Source organism: Bacillus sp. FSL R9-9530, from assembly GCF_038008145.1.
Lineage (GTDB): Bacteria > Bacillota > Bacilli > Bacillales > Bacillaceae_G > Bacillus_A > Bacillus_A mycoides.
The window spans coordinates 977,554-999,451 of sequence record NZ_JBBOYO010000001.1; the positions used below are offsets into that span (position 1 = coordinate 977,554).

The following is a 21,898-nucleotide window of genomic DNA, read 5'->3' on the forward strand; positions in this document are numbered from 1 at the left end:
AGCGATAAATATACCAATAAAAAACCAAATGATTAACGATAAAAATAAATTACTCGATAAAAAGCCGAACCCTCCAAGTCCAGTAAGGATCAACATTCCTCCAAGTAATATAGCTGAACCGTTTAAGATATTCATTTTGTTTACTGTATTTCCCTATTTTCCAATGGTTATAGCTCTGACTAAAGCGTCTAACCCAACGATACTTATAAAGATTCCAAACAAACTATCACGTATGTCCATTTCTTTTGCCAATAAAACAACTAAACTATCAAATAAAAATATGACAAAAAATACTGTAGCGTTAAATAGTATTAAAAGTGTTAAAGCTTTCTTGGACCAAATAAAAACAAAGCCTTCGCGAAAATCGTTCCAAAACCCACTGACTAAAGCATCACTTTATCGTAAAACATAGGTTTGTGAAATGTTTTTAATCCATTCTTATTATTAAGTAACGATGTGGTATTACTTTAGTTTTCGAATATTCCTTGACGGGAATATTCCTCTTTGGTTATAATCGATTCAACAGGAAAATAATATTAGTGATGATATTGATGTGTTATAACCGGAGACCATCACTTAACGAGGTGAGTGATATGTCGGGGAAAATTCCGGGCGTGAATATGACGACGTTGAGCGCTTTATCTGAACCGAATCGTATGAATATCGTTGAACTCTTGCGTGACGGTCCCTTAACCGTTGGGGAAATCGCCGAACATTTGGGATTAAGGCAACCACAAACTTCGAAACACCTAAAAGTGTTAAGCGATACAGGGATTGTGGAAGTGCAGGCTGAAGCTAATCGCCGGATTTACAAGCTCCGACCTGAGCCTTTCCAAGCACTTGATTGTTGGGTGCAGTCATTTAAGCGTGTGATGGAAGAGAGATTCGATAATTTAGATGAGTATTTGAAGGAATTGCAAAACAAGGAAAAGTCATAAAATCAGTTCATATTTAAGGAGGAATTAAAATGTCAAATAATACAATGGTATCGAGAGTAGAGAACGATCGGGTATTAGTACTGGAGCGCGTTTTCGATGCGCCGCGTGATCTTGTATTCAGTATGTTTAAAGAACCAGAGCATTTGAAACATTGGTGGGGACCAAGAGGTTGGGAAATTCCAGCATGCACTGTCGACTTCCGTCCGGGAGGCGTTTGGCACTACTGTATGAAGTGTGTCAATCAGAACTTGGAGCAATTTTTTGGTATGGAATCATGGGGAAAAGCAGTCTATAAAGAGATTATTGAGCCAGAGAAAATCGTCTACACTGATTACTTTTCAGATGCTGAAGGCAATGTAAATGATTCTATGCCGTCAACCGAGATGACATTGGAATTCATCGATTTAGGTGGAAAGACAAAGCTAATAAACCGTGCTGAATATGTTTCCGAAGAAGCCCTTAAGACCGTTATGGACATGGGCATGCTACAAGGTATCACCGAAACTTGGGATCGTTTGAATGAGCGATTGGAGTCGCTGAAATAGATTTTTGCACCGCAACTTTATTTTCGGTGATAATTAGGTGTAAGTGTATGGAGTTTAATAAAAATTGTTTATAAAGGAGCGTTAAAATAAATGATTAATAATGTTGGTCAAATCATGTTGTATGTAAATAACCAAGATGAAGTGAAGGAATTCTGGACAGAAAAAGTAGGATTTATTGTAATTTCAGAGGAAGATAACGGTCAAGGAATGCGATGGATTGAAATTGCTCCAACTAAAGAAGCTGAAACAAGTATTATTCTCCATAATAAGGAGCTAATTGCTAAAATGCAGCCGGAGTTAAATCTTGGCACACCTTCTTTAATGTTCTTCTCAAAAGAATTCGATCGTTTATATAGTGGTTTAGTAAACAAAAACGTTACAGTCGGAGAAATTGTAAATATGCCTTCAGGTAGAATATTTAATTTTGCAGATAGCGAAAATAATTATTTTGCAGTAATGGAAAAGAAGTAAATTTCAATTCAATTTATGAGTGCGATGCTTGAATAAAAGGCATCGCACTTTTTATTTTAAAGATATATTTTATTCCTTGATATAAAAATAACTTCACGTTCTTATATAACGATATAACGGTAAAAGAGTATGATATAGTTACAACAAAGGGGGCTTACAAATGGAAATTATTCACGAAAGAGCAAAGTTACGGTTAATGGATAGCAATGATGTCGAAAAAATGTTTTCAATCGTGGAAGGAAATCGAGATATTTGGGCGTATTTAATCTCTAAAATGGATACTGTTCAAGATATGCAGCAATATGTTCAAAAGGCGATAAAAGCTTATGGGGCAGGGAAGGATTTGCCATTTGTTGTTGTTGATCAAAAGACAAATGAAATAGTAGGGAGTACACGCTTATATAACATTTCAGTTGAAGATAAGACGGTGGAATTAGGGAAAACGTGGTATGACCCGAGTGTGCAACGTACGAGTATGAATACGGAATGTAAGTACATGTTATTACAATATGCTTTTGAAAAGTTGCATATGCGGAGGGTACAAATTAAGACGGATGCACGAAATGAAAAAGCACAAAGAGCAATTGAAAGACTCGGCGCAGTAAAAGAGGGTGTACTTAGAAACGAAAGAAAATTACCGAGTGGGCATGTTAGAGATGCAGTTGTATACAGTGTAATTGCAAATGAATGGCCAGCTGTAAAGGAAAGGTTATTAGAAAAATTAGAGTCATATAAAGAAAAACGATAATTCATATTAAGAAAGGTGTATTGATCGTCAAGATGAAAAATATACCTTTTTTCTTACAAAATAGTTACTTCTTTTGTTTCATCATTCCATTATGATAAAAAATTCGTTACAATGTAGTTGTATGGTAATAAACTTATAAATTACACAAATGTAATGAAAACCGCAAACGAAAAATGAATTGATAATCCTCAATTTTAAATGAAAACCCTTTAATGCATATATATGATAAGAAAAATTCCTTCTTTTAAACAAATTCAAACAAAATGATTTGATATATACGTTTTTATATAGAAGTATGGATGATGTACGGAGGCAGTTATAAATGAAAGAAAATAAGAAAAGTAAGAAAAGAAGAATCTTGCAAGTATTCTTGCTTATGATTTGTTCTATTATTTTATATGTAAGTTATGCAGCTTACGATATTTGGAGTTATCGCTTTAAAACAGATGATGGTGTGAAGACAGATGCTGGTATCGTGCTGGGAGCAGCTTCATGGAACGGAAAACCATCTCCTGTATTTAAAGAAAGAATTAATCATGCAATTTCCTTATATAAGAACGGTAATATTAAAAAGATTATTTTCACAGGTGGTACAAAGTTTGAGGCAGAGCTTGAGGAAGCGCGTACTGCTAGAGTGTATGCACTGAAACATGGTGTGAAAGAAGAGGATATTCTAATTGAAACAAAATCCCTTTTCACAGAGGACAATTTAAAGAATGCAAAGCAAGTTGGAATAGAGAACGGAATACGCACATATACGATTGTGAGTGATCCACTTCATATGAAACGTGCAATGAAAATTGCAAAACATATTAAAATTGAAGCGTATGCATCACCAACTCCAACGTCAGCGTATAAAACGTTAGATACAGAAATCCCTTTCTTTTTTAAAGAATTATGCTCGTATATTGGATATGTAACCTCTTTGCCATTAAAGGCATTGAAAGGGGATTAATATAAGAAAAGAACCTATCTTTTTTATAGGAACTTTTCTTATTGTTCAAAAGCATTGTATTTTTATCGGAATAGTGAAACAATAGAGAAGTAACTTCATATAATCATAATGACAAAATGAACGGTTTATGAATCGGACATAAAGGAGATTATGTATGGCACTCTCATTTGTTGAAACAGAAGAACAATCTTTAGTTATTGAACAAATAAATAAATTGATTCCGAAGTTCATGGAAAGGGAGCATCAACTAAGTGAATTAGGATCATTTCCGTATGAAAATATTAATAATTTGAAAGATATCGGATATACGAAATTAACGTTGCCAAAAGAATTGGGAGGCAATGCGATTTCTTTATATGACTTCGTTTTATTTCAAGAGAAAATAGCAGAAGGCTGCGGTGCTACCGCATTATCGATTGGATGGCACCTTGGCATTGTAAAGGAATTAGCTGAAAATCGTTCTTGGAATGAGGAAATGTTCACTTGGTTTTGTGAAGAAGTACGTAATGGTGCGCTTTTTAATCGAGCAGCGACAGAGCCGAATACAGGTAGTCCTACTCGCGGCGGGAAACCAGAGACGTTAGCTGTCAAAAAAGGTGAGAAGTGGATTATAAATGGAAGAAAAACGTTTACGACAATGGCACCAGTACTTGATTATTTTATCATTTCAGCAAGTATTGAAGGCCAGGAAGATATCGGAGAGTTTGTCATTCCAAAGAATACGCAAGGCGTGACAATTGAAGAAACGTGGGATAGCATCGCAATGCGAGGAACTGCGAGCCATGATCTCGTTTTACAAAATGTAGAGATACCAGATCGCTTTTTCACTGATATAAAGGGTTCAAAAGTTAAAGCTAAGGGTATTGGCTGGTTGCTACATATACCAGCATGTTATTTAGGAATTGCACAATCAGCAAGAAATTATGCAGTTCAGTTTGCGGTATCATACAAGCCAAACAGTTTAAATCATTCTATAAGTTTATTACCGAATGTTAGAAGGTTAGTTGGAGAATTAGAACTTGAGCTTATGCAAGCTCGTGTCTTTTTATATCAAATTGCGAAAAAATACGATGAGGCAGAAGATAAATTATCATTGCAAGCCGAACTTGCGGCAGTGAAATACGCGGTAACAAATGCGGCGATATCTATTGTAGATAAAGCAATGCGTATTGTCGGGGCGAAAAGTTTATCAGAAAAAAATCCGCTTCATCGTTATTATTTAAACGTAAGAGCAGGACTACACAATCCGCCGATGGATGATGCAACACTATCTATGCTGGCGGATGCGGCGTTTCGGTCGTAATGAAGAAATATAAAGTCTGTTCCGTTCAGGAACAGGCTTTTCGTTGTCGGTGAATCGGTGATATAATTCCATGTATTATGTCATTGTTCAAAGAAGAGGGAATTCTCGTTTTACAAAATAAAAAGGCTATCCTTTTGATAAGAGGATAGCCTTTTTATTTTGTTCTATTGTGGCTGCACTTCAAGATTCATACTACTTTCAGAACCGTCTTGATTATGTGCAAATAATGAATACTCACCTGGTAAAGGATTGGCGATGAGTGAACGTAAAGGAAAGGATTCACTTTCATTTGGCTGTAACGTGTGTTTGACTAAACGAACTTCTTTGAATTTAATTGAATAGGTAAAACTGTTTGTACTAGTATTTTTAATTGTAATATGTAAGTCACCTTGGCCACTAAAGTCAAAGCCTGTACCAGTATCGCCTCTGAATACAGTTGAGTTATTAAATGAAGATGAACGAAAGGTTTGAGTTTCTTCTTTATTGCTTGATGAAAGGGTAATCGTTTCTGTTTCTATACTTGAAGTTGAGGAATCTAGTTTTGTATTTTGTTTTGTTAATAAAGTAATCGCACAAAGTGATGCAATTACAATAAATGAACTAGAGATAACGAACCGTTTTTTTGTAAGAATCATATGTTCCTTTCCTTTTATAAGGATATAAGGATGTATAATTTTAAGGGAAACATAACATATATGATATTTATTATCAATTCAATAAATCTTTCTTTTCATTCTTCTTTTTATAGTTTTATAGTGGAATGCTATGTTTCTTATTTCACCTACTGTATAATAAGAAAAAAGTACGAAAAGAGGTTATCTCATGCTAGAGGTTATTGCAACTTGTTTAGAAGATGTGAAGCGAATTGAAAAGGCTGGTGGAAATCGAATTGAACTCATTTCATCATATACAGAAGGTGGTTTAACACCGAGCTATGCTTTTATAAAAAAAGCAGTAGAAGCAGTGCAAATACCAGTTCATGTTATGATTCGTCCGCATGCGAAGTCTTTTACATATACGGAAGAAGAAATTGAAATGATGAAAGAAGATATTGTAGTTGCTCAAAATCTTGGAGCTGCTGGTGTTGTATTAGGTGTGTTAAATGAACAAAATGAAGTTGATGAAGAGAAATTAGTAGATTTATTATCTGTTGTAGATGGAATAAATGTAACGTATCACCGTGCGATAGATGATACAGAAAATCCAGTAGAAGCGATGAAAGTTTTGAAGAAATTCAATAAAGTTACTCACGTTTTAACTTCAGGCGGACAAGGAAATGTAGTAGATAATATTCCAGTTCTTGCAGCAATGCAAAAGGAAAGTGAAGGGAATATACAGCTTGTTGTCGGAAGCGGAGTAACGAAAAAGAATGTAAAACAATTGCTAGATGAAACTGGAATTACGCAGGCGCATGTAGGTACAGCGGTTAGAGAAGGTAAGTCATGTTTTTCTGAAATTGACCTAAATTTAGTACAAGAATTAGTTCAAATAATAAAATAAACACTTAAGAAAGAGGAGAAACGATGAAGGAAAATACGAAGAAAGAATTATTCTCATGGGCTAAAACGATAGGATTTACCCTTGTATTAATCGCTATTATTCGCGGTGTTTTATTTACACCTTCATTAGTACAAGGGGAATCGATGATGCCCACTTTAGAAAATAACGAACGAGTTCTCGTGAATAAGATTGGTTATAGTATAAGTGGATTAGACCGTTTTGACGTTATCGTCTTCCACGGAAAAGAAGGGTACGATTTAGTAAAACGAGTAATTGGTTTACCGGGTGATACAGTTGAGTATAAAGATGATGTTTTATATGTAAACGGAAAAGCGATGGAAGAACCGTATTTAAAAGAATTTAAAGAAAAGGCGTCTGGTCGTGTATTAACTCCTGATTTTACGTTAGAACAAATCACAGGGAAAACGAAAGTGCCGGAAGGCCAAGTGTTTGTTTTAGGAGATAATCGTGAAGTTTCTAAAGACGGTCGTATGTTTGGATTTATTTCAGAAGATGAAATTGTCGGAAAAGGACAAGCTGTTTTCTGGCCGTTGAAACAAGTGAGAGCGTTATAAAGTAAAGCGAAAGTATGGGAGAAATATTCTTCCATACTTTTTTTGTTTGTAAAAAAAATATTGATAGAATTGAAAGAATATTTTATAATTTTAAATTATATGTTTGTTTCGAAAAACGGAATTGAAGTTCCGAAATTCGGAACGAAAAGGAGATAGGATGAGTATAAATAAAACGGCAGTTAAGACAATGGATATTTTAGAGTTGTTTTATGAGCATGAGGAGCTAAGTTTAACAGAGATGGTTCAGCTTACGAATATGCCGAAAACATCTGTTTATCGTTTAATTGGTTCGTTAGAAGAAATGGACTTTTTACAAAAAACAGAAAAGGGAAAGTATCGTCTCGGAGTCGTTTTTTTACGATTTGGTCAACTTGTTTCACAAAGGTTATCCGTAAGAAATATTGCGATTCCTTATATGAAAGAGCTTAGGGATAGTTTAGGGCAAGCAGTAAATTTAATTATTCAAGATGGTAATGACGCAATTTACGTTGAGAAGATGGAAGGAGTTCAGCCAGTACGTGTTTATACGGCGGTTGGAAGAAGGGCACCACTGTATGCGGGTGCATGTCCGAGAATTTTACTATCGTATTTTTCTGAGGAAGAGAAAAGGAAGTACGTAGAGGAAACGGATTTAAAGCAGTTTGCAGATGGAACAATCGTGAATAAGGAGCATTTGTTAGAAGTATTACATATGGCGAAAAAAGAAGGGTACACAATTAGCTACTCTGAATTAGAAAATCATACAGCGGCTATAGCAGCACCAATTTTTGCAAGTGATGGAACGGTTGTAGCAGGCATTAGTATTTCGGGATTAGCAATTGAGTATAGCGAAAGTAACATTTCATATTTTACTGCGAAAGTGAAAGAAACAGCATACCGCATTTCGAAAGAACTCGGCTTTTTGGCATAGAAAGAGGGAGTGGGATGAAATTTTCTGCGTTAGGGGATCAAGCAATTATTGTTACATTTGGTGAAGAAATTGGAATGGATATATATGAAAAAGTACAACGACTATTTCAAGCACTGCAGCAACATCCGTTTGCAGGAATGGTTGAATGCGTTCCGTCGTTTACTTCATTAGCGGTTTATTACAATTTGTACGAAGTATGGAAGGAAAATGATAGAAATATAAGACCATATGATTACGTTTGCCAGTATATACGGGAGCTGTGTGATTCTTATAAAGAAGAAGTGAACCGAGATGTGAAACATATTTCTATACCAGTGTGTTACGGGGGAGAATATGGACCTGATTTAGAAGAGGTTGCACATTATCAAAGATTACAAGTAGAGGATGTTATTCGAATACATAGTGAAACAACATATTTCGTGTATATGTTAGGCTTTACGCCTGGCTTCCCTTATTTAGGGGGATTATCAAAAGAACTAGAAACACCTAGAAAAGAAACACCACGGTTACAAATCGCTCCTGGTTCAGTAGGTATTGGCGGAAATCAAACAGGTATTTATCCGCTAGAAACACCAGGAGGCTGGAATATTATCGGCCGAACACCTATTTCTCTATTTAATCCAAAAGAAGAAACACCAACATATATTGAAAGTGGTATGTATTTACGATTTATACCAATAACAAAGGAAGAGTACGTATCGCTTGAGGGGGCTAAAGAATGGATGTAGAGGTTTTGCATGCAGGAATGTTTACAACAGTCCAAGATTTAGGGCGATTTCATTATCAACAATACGGTGTACCTGTTGGCGGTGCTATGGATAAAGGTGCGCTCAGGATGATTAATATGTTAGTAGGTAATGAGGAGAATGAGGCAGGACTCGAAATTACAATAATGGGACCTAAATTGTTAATAAAGAAAACGACATTGCTCGCGATTGGCGGTGCGGATATGGAACCGTTATTAAATGGAGAACGCATTCCATTATGGCGCCCTATATTAGCTGAAGAAGGAAGCATGCTTTGCCTCGGAAAAGCGAAAAGCGGTTGCAGAGCATATGTGACTTTTGCCGGCGGTATAAATATTGATCGTACGATGGGAAGTAAAAGTACTTACATACGTGCTGCTCTTGGCGGTATTGAAGGGAGAATGCTGAAAAAAGGAGATTATTTTCAAATTGGTACAGGGGCAGAAGTTGCAAGCCGTTTCATTCAAAATTTACAAGAAGAAAAGCGTATAAAAACGAAGTGGGCAATTTGTAACAATGCTTTACCAAAATATAAGAAGCATCCTATTCTTCGCGTCATAACAGACTTTGAATATGATCAATTTACAGAAGAAAGTATAAAGTCGTTTTTTTCGAAAGAGTATAAAGTGTCCAATTATGCTGATCGCATGGGATATAGGCTTGACGGAGATGTTTTAAATAGAGTTGAAGAGATAGAAATTTTATCGAGCCCAGTTACATTCGGAACAATTCAAGTACCAAATGGTGGACAGCCTATTATATTAATGGCGGATAGACAAACGACAGGTGGTTATCCGAGAATTGGAAATGTAATTTCAGTAGATTTACCTCTTCTAGCGCAGCTGAAACCAGGAGACTATGTAACTTTTGAAAAAATAACTATGGAAGAAGCTGCACAATTATATATAAAGCAGGAAACAAGTATGAGTCTATTAAAGAAATTCATCGCTTTACGAAGCTGAGATTAGGAGGAAAACATCGTGACTACGATCGATTTAAACTGTGATTTAGGAGAAAGTTTTGGAGCTTATAAAATGGGGAATGATGATGAAATTCTTCCGTTCGTTTCCTCTATAAACGTTGCTTGTGGTTTTCATGCTGGTGATCCGTCCGTTATGAGGCAAACGGTTGAAAAAGCCCTGCAGCAAAATGTAGCAATAGGGGCACACCCTGGATTTCCTGATTTAATTGGATTTGGAAGAAGGAACATGCATGTTTCAGCAAGTGAAGTATACGATTATGTTTTATATCAAATTGGCGCATTAGAAGGATTTGTTAAAGCTGCTGGAGGGAAAATGCAACATGTAAAACCGCACGGTGCCTTATATAATATGGCGGCAACTGATTCGGAAATTGCGGATGCAATTGCAAAGGCAATTTATCATATTAACCCTGGATTATTACTTTACGGATTAGCAAATAGTGAGGCATTTATAAGGGCAACAGAAAAATATAATATAACTCTCGTACAAGAAGCTTTTGCCGATCGTACGTATAAGCAGGATGGAACTTTAACGAGCCGTACAGAAGAAAATGCTCTTATAAAAAATGAAGATGAAGCAATAAAACAAGTACTTCAAATGGTGAAAGAAGGGTATGTAGAATCGGTTAATGGGGGGAAAGTAGCAGTTCAAGCGCAAACGATATGTTTACACGGGGACGGAGAGAAAGCAGTCCAATTTGCGGAAAAAATATACAGAACATTCGAACTTAACGGTATTTCTATATGCGCACCAAATAAAGTGAAACTTTAGTTAGCGGGATTAAAAATGAGAGGAAGTGTTAAAATTGGTGAAATTAATTGGGATTTTACTTGTTGCGGTTGGGTTTTTATTTAGGCTAAATACACTGTTAGTAGTTATGGTTGCGGGTATTGTTACTGGTATGGTTTCAGGCTTAAGTTTTTATGATGTAATTAGCATGTTCGGTAAATTTTTCATAGAAAACAGATATATGTCTATGCCAATCATATTAACTTTACCGGTAATCGGAATTTTAGAGCGTTATGGTTTAAAAGAAAGAGCAGAAGCACTTATAACGAAATCAAAAGGAGCAACAACTGGAAGAGTATTAATGTCATATTTTACGATAAGAGAATCATCAGCAGCACTTGGACTAAATATTGGTGGTCATGCGCAAACGGTAAGACCGCTTGTTGCGCCGATGGCAGAAGGGGCTGCGCAAGGTAAATACGGTAAACTCCCTGAAAAATTGAGAGAAAAGATTAAAGCAAATGCAGCAGCTGCGGAAAATACAGCTTGGTTTTTCGGAGAAGATATTTTCATCGCAACTGGAGCCATTTTATTAATGAAAGGATTCTTCGATTCAGTAGGTATGCATGTCGGTGTATGGGATATGGCGCTTTGGGGAATTCCAACTGCGATATCTGCCCTTATTGTGAGCTGGATCAGGTTTAGAAGGTTTGATAAGTATATAGAGAAAACAATGAAAGCAGAAGAAAAACAAGAGAAAGAGGCTATATAAGATGAACATCATAACAATGGATACAATTTATTATGTATTAGGTATAATCGTTGCATTTATCGCTGTTCGTATTGCATTTGATCGTGAGCATCCAAACCGATTCGGTTCTAGTTTATTTTGGGCATTGTTTGCAGTTACATTTTTATTCGGAAATGTAATCCCTTCGTTTTATGTTGGCTGTATTGTGCTTGTTATGGTTGTTTTGGCTTCATTAAATAAAGTAACAAAATCCGAGGAGAAAGAAGTACCAGTACAAGAACGTGTGAAACATGCTGAGAAATTAAAAAATAAAATTTTTATGCCTGCAATATTAATACCTATTTTTACAATTATCGGAACGTTAACGTTAGGAAAAATCAAATGGGGAAATGTTGCACTTGTTGATCCTGATAAAGTAACATTAGTTGCATTAGCGTTAGGGGCATTACTTGCATTCATTGCGGCGATGCGTATTACAAAAGCGAAAATAACAACGCCTGTTCAAGAAGGAAGTAGGTTACTACAGGCTGTCGGTTGGGCAGTTATTTTACCACAAATGTTAGCAGCACTTGGCGGTATTTTTGCGAAGTCTGGCGTAGGACAAGTCGTTTCGGATCTAGTCGGACAAGTGTTACCGACAGAGTATCCATTCGTTGCTGTTATGGCCTATTGTTTAGGAATGATGCTATTTACAGTCGTAATGGGGAATGCATTCGCAGCGTTTGCAGTAATCACTGGTGGAATCGGCTTACCTTTAATTGTGCAAATGCACGGAGGAAACCCAGCAATTATGGCAGCACTCGGTATGTTTGCTGGATATTGCGGAACGTTGCTTACTCCAATGGCAGCAAACTTTAATATCGTACCTGCGATGCTTTTAGAATTGAAAGATAAAAATGCAGTCATTAAAGCACAAGTACCAATTGCTCTTTCCATTTTTATTATAAATATGTTTATTATGTACGGCCTTGTATATCGTTTCTAATTAGGAGAGTGAAACTATGAAAACAGTATTAGTAACAGGATTTGATCCGTTCGGGAGAGAAAGTATCAACCCAGCTTGGGAAGTCGCAAAAAGTTTGCATGAAAAAACAATCGGAGAGTACAAGATTATTAGTAAACAAGTTCCAACCGTATTTCATAAATCAATAAGAGTATTAAAAGAGTATATAGAAGAGTTGTCGCCTGAAATGATTATATGTATTGGACAAGCTGGGGGCAGACCAGATATTACGATAGAGCGTGTAGCAATTAATATTGATGATGCAAGAATTGCTGATAATGAAGGGAATCAGCCGGTGGATATGCCGGTTGTAGAAGAAGGCCCTATTGCGTATTGGTCTACACTTCCGATGAAAGCAATCGTGAAAAAACTTCGCGAAGAAGGTATACCGTCATCTGTTTCACAAACTGCAGGTACATTCGTTTGTAATCATTTATTCTATGGACTCATGCACGAACTAGAGAAGAATGATAAGAAAATAAAAGGCGGATTTGTTCATATTCCGTTCTTACCAGAACAAGCGAGCAACTATCCAGGTCAACCGAGTATGTCACTTTCTACTATTAGTAAAGGTATAGAATTGGCAATTGAGGTAGCGATGGAAGTTGAGGTGGATATTGTGGAAATTGGGGGTACGACGCATTAAATAATAGTAGATTAAAGAGGGCTGATGCAGCCCTCTTTGTGTGTTTGTATTTTGTAATTGAAGATGCAGTATAGAATATAAAGGGAAAGGTTGCAATGGGAGTATTCTAACAAATATGGAATTGTTCCAAATAAAAGGGAACTTTTTAAATAGTTTCTTAATGATGTAGAATTTTCGTCTATATGAATGGATAAAAAGTTAAGTGCTGATAAACTCAAAGACATACAAAGTAATGATTTTAAAATGGTGTGATAAAAATATCACACCATTTTTATGTAAAACAAGCAGAGTGAATTTTTTTCCATTAGTAAAGTATAACTGGGTAAGAGATAATCATCAGAATTGTTAATTGTACTATGATTTTTCAAAACTGATAAATTTAAATATAAGTACGGTAAGAATGCGATATTTATCTAACTTTTACAAAAAAGAGTAACCCATTTGGCTACTCTTCACATAGAAACTTGTATTTGTTCATTTCAATAAGAGACCGTTATTGAAGTCCCTTCATGAAATTTTGGATTTTTGATGATAATGTAAACAGCAGGATGCTAACTAAAATGGAGATAGCACCAATAATACCAAAGTAAATTGCTTCTGTTGCAGGATTATACAGTTTAACAACTTGGGCATTTATTGCTTGCGCAGACGCAGTTGATAAGAACCATAAGCTCATGGTTTGCGAAGAGAAAGCAGCTGGAGCCAGCTTCGTCGTTATTGATAACCCTGAAGGAGATAAACAAACTTCTCCAATTACAATTAAAAAGAAGCTAAGGACTAACCACATAGGATTCACTAAAGAGTGAGTACCGTTGATTAAAGCCGGAATAATCATAACTAAGAATGATAAACCTGCAAATAGCAATCCAATAGCGAATTTTTTTGCCGTTGAAGGCTGCTTCTTGCCTAACTTTATCCAAACCCATGCAAAAATCGGGGCAAGCGTTACGATAAAGATTGGACTTAATGATTGGAACCAAGCGGAATGCAATGTAATTCCATTGAACTGTAATTGAGTTCGTTGATCCGCGTATGTGGCTAAGATAATAGCACCTTGTTCTTGTATAGACCAAAATATTGTAGCTGCAATAAAGAGTGGTATATACGCAAGAAGACGAGATTGCTCTACTTTTGTTGTTTTAGGACTACGATACATATAAATGAAATAATAGGTTGGAATAACAATCCCTAAGATACTAATCAGGAATGTAAAACGATTTATAGTTAACAACCCAGTTGGAATTGTAACCACACCTAGCAATGTTAATACAACTAGACCAACACTGAAATACTTAATAGTCTTTTTTCTTTCCGAATCTGATAATGGATTAGGTACTTGCGTACCGACTAGACCAAGGTTTTTCTGTTTTGTTCCAACAAATACCCCTAACCCAATTGCCATACCAATTGCCGCAACTCCAAAACCAAGGTGGAAATTATATTGCTGACCTAATGTTCCGACAACTAAAGGTGCAAGTAAGGCACCTAAGTTAATACCCATGTAGAATATACTGAACCCTGAGTCACGACGCGCATCTGTTTCACTGTATAAACTTCCTACGATGTTCGATATGTTAGGCTTTAACAACCCTGTTCCTAGAACTAAGAAGACCATAGAGATAAATAACGCACTTTTACTACCCGGTAAAGCTAAAATAAGATGGCCAATCATAATTAAAACGCCACCAAAGAATACGGTTTTACTTGGACCAAATAAACGATCCGATATCCATCCACCGATAATACTAGACATGAACAGTAAGGAACCGTAAATTGCCATTATCGAGGTTGCGGTAGATTGTTCAATTCCTAATCCACCTTTTGCGACTGAATAGTACATATAATACAGTAAAATAGCTCTCATTCCGTAATGAGAAAACCTTTCCCAAAACTCAGTGAAGAATAAAGAGAATAATCCTTTTGGATGCCCAAAAAATCCTGTTTGAGGAATACTTTGAACAAGTTCGTTTTTTTCTTTCATAATGTTAATATTACCCCTTGTTAATTTTTTATATTATACAAGTATAACTTAAGAGGCTCCCAGTAGTCCATAACTATCTAAGCCCATCGATGAAGAAAAGCAGCCTTCTGGCTGCTTTCTAAATGATAACTTTATTTTAATTGAACAGTAGTTATCTTTGAAACTTTAATTACACCCAAAAAAGTTGGGGGTTAATTCATGCAATGAAGTAAGTAAAATGAATTGTACAACAACTATTGTAAACAACTGGTATAATAAGTTTAGGAATATACTTAGAGGTGATTTTTGTGCAATTTGAAGAAGTACGTTCAATTTTAGAAAAAGCGAAGAAAATTACAGTGTTAACAGGTGCTGGTGCAAGTACGGAAAGTGGTATCCCAGATTTTCGTTCAGCAAATGGATTATATGCTGATGCGAATGTAGAGATGTATTTGTCGAGAGGCTATTATAATAGAAATCCGAAAGAGTTTTGGAAGCATTATAAAGAAATCTTTCAAATTAATACGTTTCATCAATATAAACCAAATCGAGGGCATCGCTTTTTAGCGGAGCTAGAAGAACAAGGGAAAGACATAACGATTTTAACGCAAAATATTGATGGTTTGCATCAAGTAGGTGGTAGTAAACATGTAATTGATTTACATGGAACACTTCAAACTGCACATTGTCCGAAGTGTAAAACGGGATATGATTTACAATATATGATTGATCATGAAGTACCGCGTTGCGGGAAGTGTAATTTCATTCTAAACCCAGATGTTGTTTTATACGGAGATACACTGCCTCAATATCAAAATGCAATAAAACGTTTATATGAAACAGATGTACTTCTCGTAATGGGAACGTCATTAAAAGTGCAACCTGTCGCTTCATTCCCAGAAATCGCAAAGAGAGAAATAGGCGCAACAACAATTTTAGTAAATGAAGAGTTAACAGGGCAAGAATACAATTTTGATTTTGTTTTTCAAAATAAGATTGGTGAATTTGCCAAAGGGTTATCTTCGATTAAATAAGTTTTTGTTTTCGTAAAGAAACTGAGGTGAATGATGTCCACCTCAGTTTTTTTGCATGAATTATATTCATGTTATTGCGTATAAGGGGAATGGTAATAAATAGGATGATAAAATCGAAAACTGAAAATTAAATCTTTTATTTCTTTTGTAATTAATATAAAATTCTATATATAGCATATAAATAAATTTAATACATAATGGTTCATGCGTAGAAATGTTAATAGAATGAAGCGAGGGAGCAAAATGAGACAGAAAAAGGAGAAACAGAAACAGTCGAAAAAGAAAAAGACTCATATTCCATTTCGGTTAAATGTACTATTTTTTATCGTTTTTCTTTTATTTTCAGCTATTATTATTCAATTAGGTAAAGTACAAATCATCGACGGAGAAACGTATCGAAATGAAGTGAATAAAAAGGAAGATATAACGGTGAGTACTCCAGTTCCGAGAGGGAAGATGTTTGACCGGGAAGGGAAAGTTATTGTAAATAATAAACCGTTACGAACTGTTACATATACGAAGATGAAAGGTGTGGACTCAAAAGAGGTTTTAATAGTGGCAAGAAATTTAGCAAAGCTAATTGAAATGCCGCAAGAAGATATGGACAAGTTAACAGAGACAGATAAAAAAGATTTTTGGATGCAGTTAAATGAAAAACGTGCAGCAACAAAAGTAACGAAAGAAGATGAGAGTAAATTTAGGAAACAGGAAATAGAAGGGAAAGACTTAGATAAGAAAGTAGAAGAGTTGAGACGAGAAAGAATTACACAAGAAGAATTAAACGAGCTTTCGAAAGAGGATATAGAAGTACTAGCAATTAAAAGCAAAATGAATGCGGGATATAAAATGACGCCACAAATCGTCAAAAAAGATGTAAGTCAAAATGAATATGCAGTAGTGAGTGAAGGATTATCGAGCTTGCCAGGCGTAGATACGACTGTGGATTGGGAGCGCGAATATCCAAATGACAAAATACTACGTTCTGTACTTGGTAGTGTTTCTACTGAGAATGAGGGATTACCAAGGGAGCAATTAGACTATTATTTAGTGCGAGATTATAACCGAAATGATCGTATTGGTAAGAGTTACATCGAAAAACAATACGAAGATGTGTTACATGGAACGAAAGAACAGTCTAAAAATATTACGGATAAAGCTGGAAATATTATTCGGACTGAAAAAGTGACAAAAGGAAAAAGTGGAAATAATTTAATGTTAACAGTTGATATGGATTTACAGAAAAAGGTGGAGGAAAGTCTTGAAAGGAATTTAAGGGCATTTCATTCTTCTGAACCGATGATGGATCGTGCATTCGTCGTTATGATGAATCCGAAAAATGGTCAAATTCTATCATTAGCAGGAAAGAAAATTGTAAATAAAGATGGCGGGATGCAAATAGAAGACTACGCTTTAGGAACGATGATAAGTTCTTACGAGTTAGGATCAACGGTGAAAGGAGCTACGGTATTAGCGGGATATCAAACAGAAGCTATTAAGCCATATACGCATTTCTTTGATGCACCAATGTACTTTAAAGGAAGTTCGAAGCCGAAGAAATCGTGGAAAGACTTTGGAGATATTGATGATTTAAGAGCATTGCAAGTTTCATCCAATGTCTACATGTTTAATACGGCGTTAAAGATTGCGGGGATTGATTATGTACCAAACAATCCGTTAGATATTAGGCAAGAAACATTCAATAAAATGCGCTATTACTTTAGACAATTTGGTTTAGGTGTACCAACCGGTATTGACCTTCCAAATGAATCGATTGGTCAAATGGGTAGAACAGATAATATACCTGGTTTTTTACTTGATTATGCGATTGGGCAATATGATACATATACGCCGCTGCAACTTGCGCAATATATGTCAACGATTGCAAATGGTGGTTACCGAATGAAACCACAAATTGTACAAGAAATTAGAGAGCAACCGAATAGACCAGAGGAAGTCGGGAAAGTTATGCAATCGATGGAACCAGTCGTGTTAAATCGAGTGGATATGGATCTTTCATATATAAATCATGTGAAAGAAGGGTTTAGAAGAGTTTTCCAAGAGGTAGATGGGACCGGTGCTGGAACTTTTAAAGGATTACCTTATAAACCAGCTGGAAAAACAGGAACAGCAGAAACAGTGTACGGTGGAGAAAGTGATATTGGAAGAGATGAAAACAACTATCGAAAAAAATGTTATAATTTAACTCTCGCCGGGTATGCGCCATATGATGCTGATCCGGAAGTTGCTTTTTCTGTTGTTGTGCCATGGGTAAATAATGATAAATCAGGTATTAATTCTGCAATTGGTAAAGAGGTTTTGGATGCATATTTTGATTTAAAAACGCAGAGATCGGGTGTAAGTCCAGTCCCAGTAACACAATAGCCGAGTAAGGCACAGTAAAAAATTCAAATTGTAGTATATCACTGCGCAAATGAACAGGTGCAGTGATATATTTTTGAGTTAAAAAGTGTTTTGATAAGGTGGGAATGGATATGAAAGAGGAGAATAAGAGAGGTTGGGGAAAGTACATACTATTTATATTTGTCCTAGTAGTAACGTACCAGTCTTTCACTTTATGTAAAGTGGAAGGAAAATCAATGCAGCCAACTTTACATGAAGAAGACTACGTATTTGTAAATAAAGCTGCGGTACATTTTTCTAGCTTACAGCACGGAGAAATCGTCATTATTAAGGAAGAGGATGAGTCGAAATATTATGTGAAACGTGTAATAGGGCTTCCTGGTGACGTAATTAACATAACGAATGGAACTGTATACGTAAATGACAAAAAGCAAGATGAACCTTATATAAATAAAGATTTATATAACAATACACAAGTGTTTTATAATTTTCAAAAGACAAAGATTCCGCCAAATAAGTTATTTGTAATGGGAGACAATCGTGAACAAAGTAAGGATAGTCGAAATGGTTTAGGATATATTGAAGAAGATAATATAATAGGAAAAGTGGAATTTGTGTACTATCCTTTTTCGAAAATGAAAATCATAAAATAAGTGGGGATTCACAAAACCCCACTTATTAAAGTTTCACTTTATCCCGCTATTTGCGGGCAGTAAGACTCCCACTTTAAAATTCAGCTGGGGCAAAGAAGTTAGGTGGGAGATCAACTGCCCGTAAAAGCCCGATTGGTGAAGGCTAATAATCAGTGGGGGATGGACAAAACTCCCCCACTGATTAAAGTTTCACTTTATCTTCTTTAAAAAACCTTTTGGATTAAATGATATGAAAAACTTATGTTTAGATTCATCGATTATGAAATTGCTATTTTTAGTTAAAAACTCTTCCACAGCTTCCATTGGGCCAGGGCCCCAATCAGGAAGGAGAGGATTTCCGTTAATACTTGTATCTTCTACAATAATGTAACTGCCAGTGGTTACAATAGATTTATAAAGTAAGAGTTCTTTCGATACATGTTCTTTACTATGATCAGAATCTAGAATAACTAAAATCACATCATCAGGTTTGCGCATACTTAATATTGATTGGACGGCCTGTACAGAAACAGATGAAGCTGTTAAATACGTAATTCGATTATGGGATGGCCGATTTGGTTGCGGAGTTATATCGATAGTAAGTACGTGACCTTTTCCAATTAAATCTAACATAGAAGCTAAAAACAGTGCACTACCACCGTAAAAAGTTCCGCATTCAATAATTAAATCAGGCTTTAATTCGTATAATATTTCTTGATACAAAAAGAGATCAGAAGGAAGTTTGCAGATTGGAACCCCGAACCAGTGTGTACCATGTAACCAAACGTTGCTGTCGTAATATTGTTTTAGAAATTCGCTACTAATGTTATCGATTTTGAATTCTCCTTTCTAAAAAGGATTCTTTCATACGTAAAGAGTTTATGTATGAAAGTTGTACTATATATTATGTGGTAAGGGATTATAAGGCGAGTGTTTTCACGTGAAAATAAGCCAAATAACACATGTGGAAAATGAATTGCTTACAAAAGAAGATGTAAATGAAAGGAAATGATCGTATGTATAAGTACACAATTTGCTTCATTAGAAAAGGAGATAGAATACTTCTACTAAATAGAAACAAGAAGCCGACAATGGGAATGTGGAATGGTGTCGGAGGGAAAATAGAAGAGTATGAAACGCCATACGAAGGAGTCATTAGAGAAACCTTTGAGGAAACGGGAATAGAGCTTCCAAGTGTAACGTATAAAGGGAATGTTATTTTTAAAGTTAAAGACGAACCTTTGGGTAGTGAGGGAATGTATGTATTTCTAGCTGATTTACCAGATGGAGTACATATTGATACGCCAGTAAGCACTCATGAAGGTATATTAGAATGGAAGTCAATTGATTGGATATTAGATGGTGATAATAGAGGTGTAGTTAGCAATTTGCAAAGATATTTACCGACATTATTAAGTGAGGACAACAATTTAGAGCATATATTCATATATGATAATCGGAATATTATTGATTACAAAACTACACTTTTGATAGAAGATAATACGAAAAAACGATATGAAAAATATCTCGTTTCTCAATAAGAGAAGAAACGTTAAAATACGAAGAGAAAGCCAAATTCTTTATGTGAATTTGGCTTTTTACAAGGAATGCTAATTCTAAGTTTACTCTTCATAATTTGCTTTAATAATAAAGCGGTGTTGCTTCACATCGAAATATCCCTTTTGTAAGATAATTTCATGTATGCGATACAATTCCTCGGTATAGCTACCTACTATAAAATCAGGGATTTGCCACGGAATTGCTTTTAAGTAATAGACAACAGCACCGACATCATAAAAACGCTGAAGAGGGAATTCTTCTTTCGCTTCTAAAATAGTAAATCCATTTTGTTCTAATTCACTACATGCCGTTTCGAGTGACCAACTTGAAAATTCGCTATTCAGCGGTGTGCCAAACTGCTCATTCAGTTCCGCACAATCAAGACCACCGACTTGTTGTGTAAGAAATGTTCCATTGATGGAAAGACTTCTTTTCACTTCAGAAGCAGAATAGGATTCATGTTGATTCACAATTAAATCAAACTGACCATCTTGAAATGGTAAAGCAGTATCATCAGTCACTTCTACGACTGTAACCCCTAAAGGTTCTAATTTCTTTCGTGCAATTGGGACATTCGGAGCATAGCCCTCAGTCGCATAAATAGTTGACGGGAACGGTTGTAACATAGATAAAAACTCTCCGCCACCAGTCCCCATATCTAGCATTGATTTTGCACGTTGCATAAGCTGGAAAGCAGTGCTACCGTATGACCATGATAGGGGCTCGCTATTCATACGGCCAGTTTCTGAAATGAAAGAGAAATCCCAGCCGCTAAAGTTAGTCTTTGCACTTTCTAATAGTGCTGAAAATAATGGATCACGTTTCATATTGTTGTCCTCCTATTTCGTTAATAAATGATATAGTAAGAAAAGAAAAAGGGAGGACCTCTTATTAAAGTGGAACGGTTTTATGTTTCGTGTTCGAATAGATTCATATAAATTAGCTCCTTGCGAGAATGGTTATTTATATATTCGGGAGTATCGAGTGAAAATCCTTTGAAATTATAGGGGAAGGCAGTTGTTTAATGAAAAATTGGATGGAGTTTACAGACAAAGAGTACGACCAAATATGGGATAGGGTATATAGTGAACTTAAGTTTTCGCCAAGTGATTCTACATTCCCATCATTTAAGGTGCCAAGTCCCTTTATAACATATGATATTTCTCATTACTTCAGAGAGTCGGTAGATTTAGATGTATATGACGACCTGGAAGAAAAAGCATTACTAGTTTTTAAAGAGAATACGGTATCGAATGAATATATAATGGCACTTGATTGGCAACATGAATGTTACTGGGTAAATCCACATTTAAAGTTTGATAGAAATGAATTTGATGAGTGGACAATCCCGATTTTTCCAAATGGAGATTATTATTTCTTTATTCAGAAGGACTTTAAGTGGGGGTATTTAGGCCATCCTTGGGAGGAGAGTATAACGATATTTGGAAAAGAATTAATAGATGCTTTTGATCAACATAAACCGGAAATGTTTCATAAGATTTTAAGGCAGGGTTAATGTTTAAAAAAGAAAAAACGTTTATACTTCCA

Annotated in this window: 25 protein-coding genes; 21 read left to right on the forward strand and 4 right to left on the reverse strand. The window is 35.6% G+C overall.

Annotated features, from left to right (window positions below):
* Positions 1 to 28: 28 nt before the first annotated feature.
* From MKX66_RS04710 to MKX66_RS04740, 7 genes are all read left to right on the forward strand, one after another.
* On the forward strand, positions 29 to 412 hold the full coding sequence (locus MKX66_RS04710) for a hypothetical protein (protein ID WP_341085666.1): 384 nt from the start codon (positions 29 to 31) through the stop codon (positions 410 to 412).
* A 181-nt stretch (positions 413 to 593) separates the two neighbouring features.
* Positions 594 to 938 carry an ArsR/SmtB family transcription factor gene (locus tag MKX66_RS04715; protein ID WP_000014568.1) on the forward strand — a complete coding sequence of 115 codons (345 nt, stop codon included), beginning with the start codon at positions 594 to 596 and terminating at the stop codon, positions 936 to 938.
* Between the two features lie 29 nt (positions 939 to 967).
* Complete coding sequence (locus MKX66_RS04720) at positions 968 to 1,483, forward strand: SRPBCC domain-containing protein (RefSeq protein ID WP_002013656.1); 516 nt, start codon at positions 968 to 970, stop codon at positions 1,481 to 1,483.
* Positions 1,484 to 1,573: 90 nt separating this feature from the next.
* Positions 1,574 to 1,954 (forward strand): VOC family protein, encoded by a 381-nt coding sequence (locus tag MKX66_RS04725; RefSeq protein WP_193653736.1) that lies wholly within the window; start codon positions 1,574 to 1,576, stop codon positions 1,952 to 1,954.
* 160 nt (positions 1,955 to 2,114) lie between these two features.
* Entirely contained in the window at positions 2,115 to 2,702 is a 588-nt protein-coding gene (locus tag MKX66_RS04730) for a GNAT family N-acetyltransferase (protein WP_002185500.1), read from the forward strand.
* Between the two features lie 322 nt (positions 2,703 to 3,024).
* Positions 3,025 to 3,657, forward strand: coding sequence for a YdcF family protein (locus MKX66_RS04735; RefSeq protein ID WP_002033016.1), 633 nt, complete (start codon positions 3,025 to 3,027; stop codon positions 3,655 to 3,657).
* Positions 3,658 to 3,811: 154 nt separating this feature from the next.
* Positions 3,812 to 4,960, forward strand: coding sequence for an acyl-CoA dehydrogenase family protein (locus MKX66_RS04740; protein WP_044443100.1), 1,149 nt, complete (start codon positions 3,812 to 3,814; stop codon positions 4,958 to 4,960).
* A gap of 164 nt (positions 4,961 to 5,124) precedes the next feature.
* On the opposite strand, the gene MKX66_RS04745 is transcribed toward MKX66_RS04740, so the two are convergent.
* A complete protein-coding gene (locus MKX66_RS04745; RefSeq protein ID WP_341085668.1) occupies positions 5,125 to 5,595 on the reverse strand; it encodes a hypothetical protein in 471 nt (156 codons plus the stop codon).
* Positions 5,596 to 5,782: 187 nt separating this feature from the next.
* Here MKX66_RS04745 and MKX66_RS04750 point away from each other — a divergent pair, with 187 nt between their 5' ends.
* From MKX66_RS04750 to pcp, 9 genes are all read left to right on the forward strand, one after another.
* The gene (locus MKX66_RS04750; RefSeq protein ID WP_215589849.1) at positions 5,783 to 6,460 is read left to right on the forward strand and encodes a copper homeostasis protein CutC; all 678 of its coding nucleotides are present in this window, start codon (positions 5,783 to 5,785) and stop codon (positions 6,458 to 6,460) included.
* Positions 6,461 to 6,483: 23 nt separating this feature from the next.
* A complete protein-coding gene (gene lepB, locus MKX66_RS04755; RefSeq protein ID WP_002013664.1) occupies positions 6,484 to 7,035 on the forward strand; it encodes a signal peptidase I in 552 nt (183 codons plus the stop codon).
* A gap of 157 nt (positions 7,036 to 7,192) precedes the next feature.
* Entirely contained in the window at positions 7,193 to 7,945 is a 753-nt protein-coding gene (locus MKX66_RS04760; RefSeq protein WP_016101114.1) for an IclR family transcriptional regulator, read from the forward strand.
* Between the two features lie 14 nt (positions 7,946 to 7,959).
* Entirely contained in the window at positions 7,960 to 8,673 is a 714-nt protein-coding gene (gene pxpB / locus MKX66_RS04765) for a 5-oxoprolinase subunit PxpB (protein ID WP_341085670.1), read from the forward strand.
* A complete protein-coding gene (locus MKX66_RS04770; RefSeq protein ID WP_256486105.1) occupies positions 8,664 to 9,653 on the forward strand; it encodes a 5-oxoprolinase subunit C family protein in 990 nt (329 codons plus the stop codon). Before pxpB ends, MKX66_RS04770 begins: the two co-directional genes overlap by 10 nt.
* A gap of 18 nt (positions 9,654 to 9,671) precedes the next feature.
* Positions 9,672 to 10,445 carry a 5-oxoprolinase subunit PxpA gene (pxpA, locus tag MKX66_RS04775; RefSeq protein ID WP_002033004.1) on the forward strand — a complete coding sequence of 258 codons (774 nt, stop codon included), beginning with the start codon at positions 9,672 to 9,674 and terminating at the stop codon, positions 10,443 to 10,445.
* A 34-nt stretch (positions 10,446 to 10,479) separates the two neighbouring features.
* Positions 10,480 to 11,175, forward strand: coding sequence for a DUF969 domain-containing protein (locus MKX66_RS04780; protein ID WP_002142352.1), 696 nt, complete (start codon positions 10,480 to 10,482; stop codon positions 11,173 to 11,175).
* A gap of 1 nt (position 11,176) precedes the next feature.
* Positions 11,177 to 12,139, forward strand: a complete 963-nt coding sequence (locus MKX66_RS04785) for a DUF979 domain-containing protein (RefSeq protein ID WP_033709246.1) — start codon at positions 11,177 to 11,179, stop codon at positions 12,137 to 12,139.
* Between the two features lie 16 nt (positions 12,140 to 12,155).
* Complete coding sequence (gene pcp / locus MKX66_RS04790; protein ID WP_215589846.1) at positions 12,156 to 12,803, forward strand: pyroglutamyl-peptidase I; 648 nt, start codon at positions 12,156 to 12,158, stop codon at positions 12,801 to 12,803.
* A 493-nt stretch (positions 12,804 to 13,296) separates the two neighbouring features.
* Here pcp and MKX66_RS04795 read toward each other — a convergent pair whose 3' ends face one another.
* Positions 13,297 to 14,784, reverse strand: coding sequence for a peptide MFS transporter (locus MKX66_RS04795; protein WP_016101120.1), 1,488 nt, complete (start codon positions 14,782 to 14,784; stop codon positions 13,297 to 13,299).
* A 287-nt stretch (positions 14,785 to 15,071) separates the two neighbouring features.
* Between MKX66_RS04795 and MKX66_RS04800 the strand changes: the two genes are divergently transcribed.
* The 3 genes from MKX66_RS04800 to lepB (MKX66_RS04810) all read left to right on the forward strand — a co-directional run bounded on the left by MKX66_RS04800 (position 15,072) and on the right by lepB (MKX66_RS04810) (position 18,811).
* The gene (locus tag MKX66_RS04800) at positions 15,072 to 15,797 is read left to right on the forward strand and encodes an NAD-dependent protein deacylase (protein ID WP_061675358.1); all 726 of its coding nucleotides are present in this window, start codon (positions 15,072 to 15,074) and stop codon (positions 15,795 to 15,797) included.
* 225 nt (positions 15,798 to 16,022) lie between these two features.
* Complete coding sequence (locus MKX66_RS04805; RefSeq protein WP_172796639.1) at positions 16,023 to 18,179, forward strand: peptidoglycan D,D-transpeptidase FtsI family protein; 2,157 nt, start codon at positions 16,023 to 16,025, stop codon at positions 18,177 to 18,179.
* Between the two features lie 110 nt (positions 18,180 to 18,289).
* The gene (gene lepB, locus MKX66_RS04810; RefSeq protein ID WP_002142345.1) at positions 18,290 to 18,811 is read left to right on the forward strand and encodes a signal peptidase I; all 522 of its coding nucleotides are present in this window, start codon (positions 18,290 to 18,292) and stop codon (positions 18,809 to 18,811) included.
* Between the two features lie 189 nt (positions 18,812 to 19,000).
* On the opposite strand, the gene MKX66_RS04815 is transcribed toward lepB (MKX66_RS04810), so the two are convergent.
* On the reverse strand, positions 19,001 to 19,624 hold the full coding sequence (locus tag MKX66_RS04815; RefSeq protein ID WP_078178857.1) for a cephalosporin hydroxylase family protein: 624 nt from the start codon (positions 19,622 to 19,624) through the stop codon (positions 19,001 to 19,003).
* A 182-nt stretch (positions 19,625 to 19,806) separates the two neighbouring features.
* Here MKX66_RS04815 and MKX66_RS04820 point away from each other — a divergent pair, with 182 nt between their 5' ends.
* Positions 19,807 to 20,331, forward strand: a complete 525-nt coding sequence (locus MKX66_RS04820) for an NUDIX hydrolase (RefSeq protein WP_002190054.1) — start codon at positions 19,807 to 19,809, stop codon at positions 20,329 to 20,331.
* A gap of 81 nt (positions 20,332 to 20,412) precedes the next feature.
* On the opposite strand, the gene MKX66_RS04825 is transcribed toward MKX66_RS04820, so the two are convergent.
* Positions 20,413 to 21,177 (reverse strand): class I SAM-dependent methyltransferase, encoded by a 765-nt coding sequence (locus MKX66_RS04825; RefSeq protein WP_341085672.1) that lies wholly within the window; start codon positions 21,175 to 21,177, stop codon positions 20,413 to 20,415.
* A 197-nt stretch (positions 21,178 to 21,374) separates the two neighbouring features.
* Here MKX66_RS04825 and MKX66_RS04830 point away from each other — a divergent pair, with 197 nt between their 5' ends.
* A complete protein-coding gene (locus MKX66_RS04830) occupies positions 21,375 to 21,866 on the forward strand; it encodes a DUF2716 domain-containing protein (protein WP_113735194.1) in 492 nt (163 codons plus the stop codon).
* Positions 21,867 to 21,898 lie beyond the last annotated feature (32 nt).

Excerpts from the sequence above, each read along its gene's own strand:
- MKX66_RS04825 (WP_341085672.1), bottom strand. The coding sequence starts at position 21,177 with ATGAAACGTGATCCATTATTTTCAGCACTATTAGAAAGTGCAAAGACT.
- MKX66_RS04760 (WP_016101114.1), top strand. The coding sequence starts at position 7,193 with ATGAGTATAAATAAAACGGCAGTTAAGACAATGGATATTTTAGAGTTG.
- pxpB (WP_341085670.1), top strand. The coding sequence starts at position 7,960 with ATGAAATTTTCTGCGTTAGGGGATCAAGCAATTATTGTTACATTTGGT.
- MKX66_RS04710 (WP_341085666.1), top strand. The coding sequence starts at position 29 with ATGATTAACGATAAAAATAAATTACTCGATAAAAAGCCGAACCCTCCA.
- MKX66_RS04805 (WP_172796639.1), top strand. The coding sequence starts at position 16,023 with ATGAAGCGAGGGAGCAAAATGAGACAGAAAAAGGAGAAACAGAAACAG.
- MKX66_RS04740 (WP_044443100.1), top strand. The coding sequence starts at position 3,812 with ATGGCACTCTCATTTGTTGAAACAGAAGAACAATCTTTAGTTATTGAA.
- MKX66_RS04785 (WP_033709246.1), top strand. The coding sequence starts at position 11,177 with ATGAACATCATAACAATGGATACAATTTATTATGTATTAGGTATAATC.
- MKX66_RS04735 (WP_002033016.1), top strand. The coding sequence starts at position 3,025 with ATGAAAGAAAATAAGAAAAGTAAGAAAAGAAGAATCTTGCAAGTATTC.
- MKX66_RS04750 (WP_215589849.1), top strand. The coding sequence starts at position 5,783 with ATGCTAGAGGTTATTGCAACTTGTTTAGAAGATGTGAAGCGAATTGAA.
- MKX66_RS04730 (WP_002185500.1), top strand. The coding sequence starts at position 2,115 with ATGGAAATTATTCACGAAAGAGCAAAGTTACGGTTAATGGATAGCAAT.
- MKX66_RS04725 (WP_193653736.1), top strand. The coding sequence starts at position 1,574 with ATGATTAATAATGTTGGTCAAATCATGTTGTATGTAAATAACCAAGAT.
- pcp (WP_215589846.1), top strand. The coding sequence starts at position 12,156 with ATGAAAACAGTATTAGTAACAGGATTTGATCCGTTCGGGAGAGAAAGT.
- MKX66_RS04830 (WP_113735194.1), top strand. The coding sequence starts at position 21,375 with ATGAAAAATTGGATGGAGTTTACAGACAAAGAGTACGACCAAATATGG.
- MKX66_RS04745 (WP_341085668.1), bottom strand. The coding sequence starts at position 5,595 with ATGATTCTTACAAAAAAACGGTTCGTTATCTCTAGTTCATTTATTGTA.
- lepB (WP_002142345.1), top strand. The coding sequence starts at position 18,290 with ATGAAAGAGGAGAATAAGAGAGGTTGGGGAAAGTACATACTATTTATA.
- MKX66_RS04820 (WP_002190054.1), top strand. The coding sequence starts at position 19,807 with ATGTATAAGTACACAATTTGCTTCATTAGAAAAGGAGATAGAATACTT.
- MKX66_RS04770 (WP_256486105.1), top strand. The coding sequence starts at position 8,664 with ATGGATGTAGAGGTTTTGCATGCAGGAATGTTTACAACAGTCCAAGAT.
- MKX66_RS04720 (WP_002013656.1), top strand. The coding sequence starts at position 968 with ATGTCAAATAATACAATGGTATCGAGAGTAGAGAACGATCGGGTATTA.
- MKX66_RS04795 (WP_016101120.1), bottom strand. The coding sequence starts at position 14,784 with ATGAAAGAAAAAAACGAACTTGTTCAAAGTATTCCTCAAACAGGATTT.
- lepB (WP_002013664.1), top strand. The coding sequence starts at position 6,484 with ATGAAGGAAAATACGAAGAAAGAATTATTCTCATGGGCTAAAACGATA.
- MKX66_RS04715 (WP_000014568.1), top strand. The coding sequence starts at position 594 with ATGTCGGGGAAAATTCCGGGCGTGAATATGACGACGTTGAGCGCTTTA.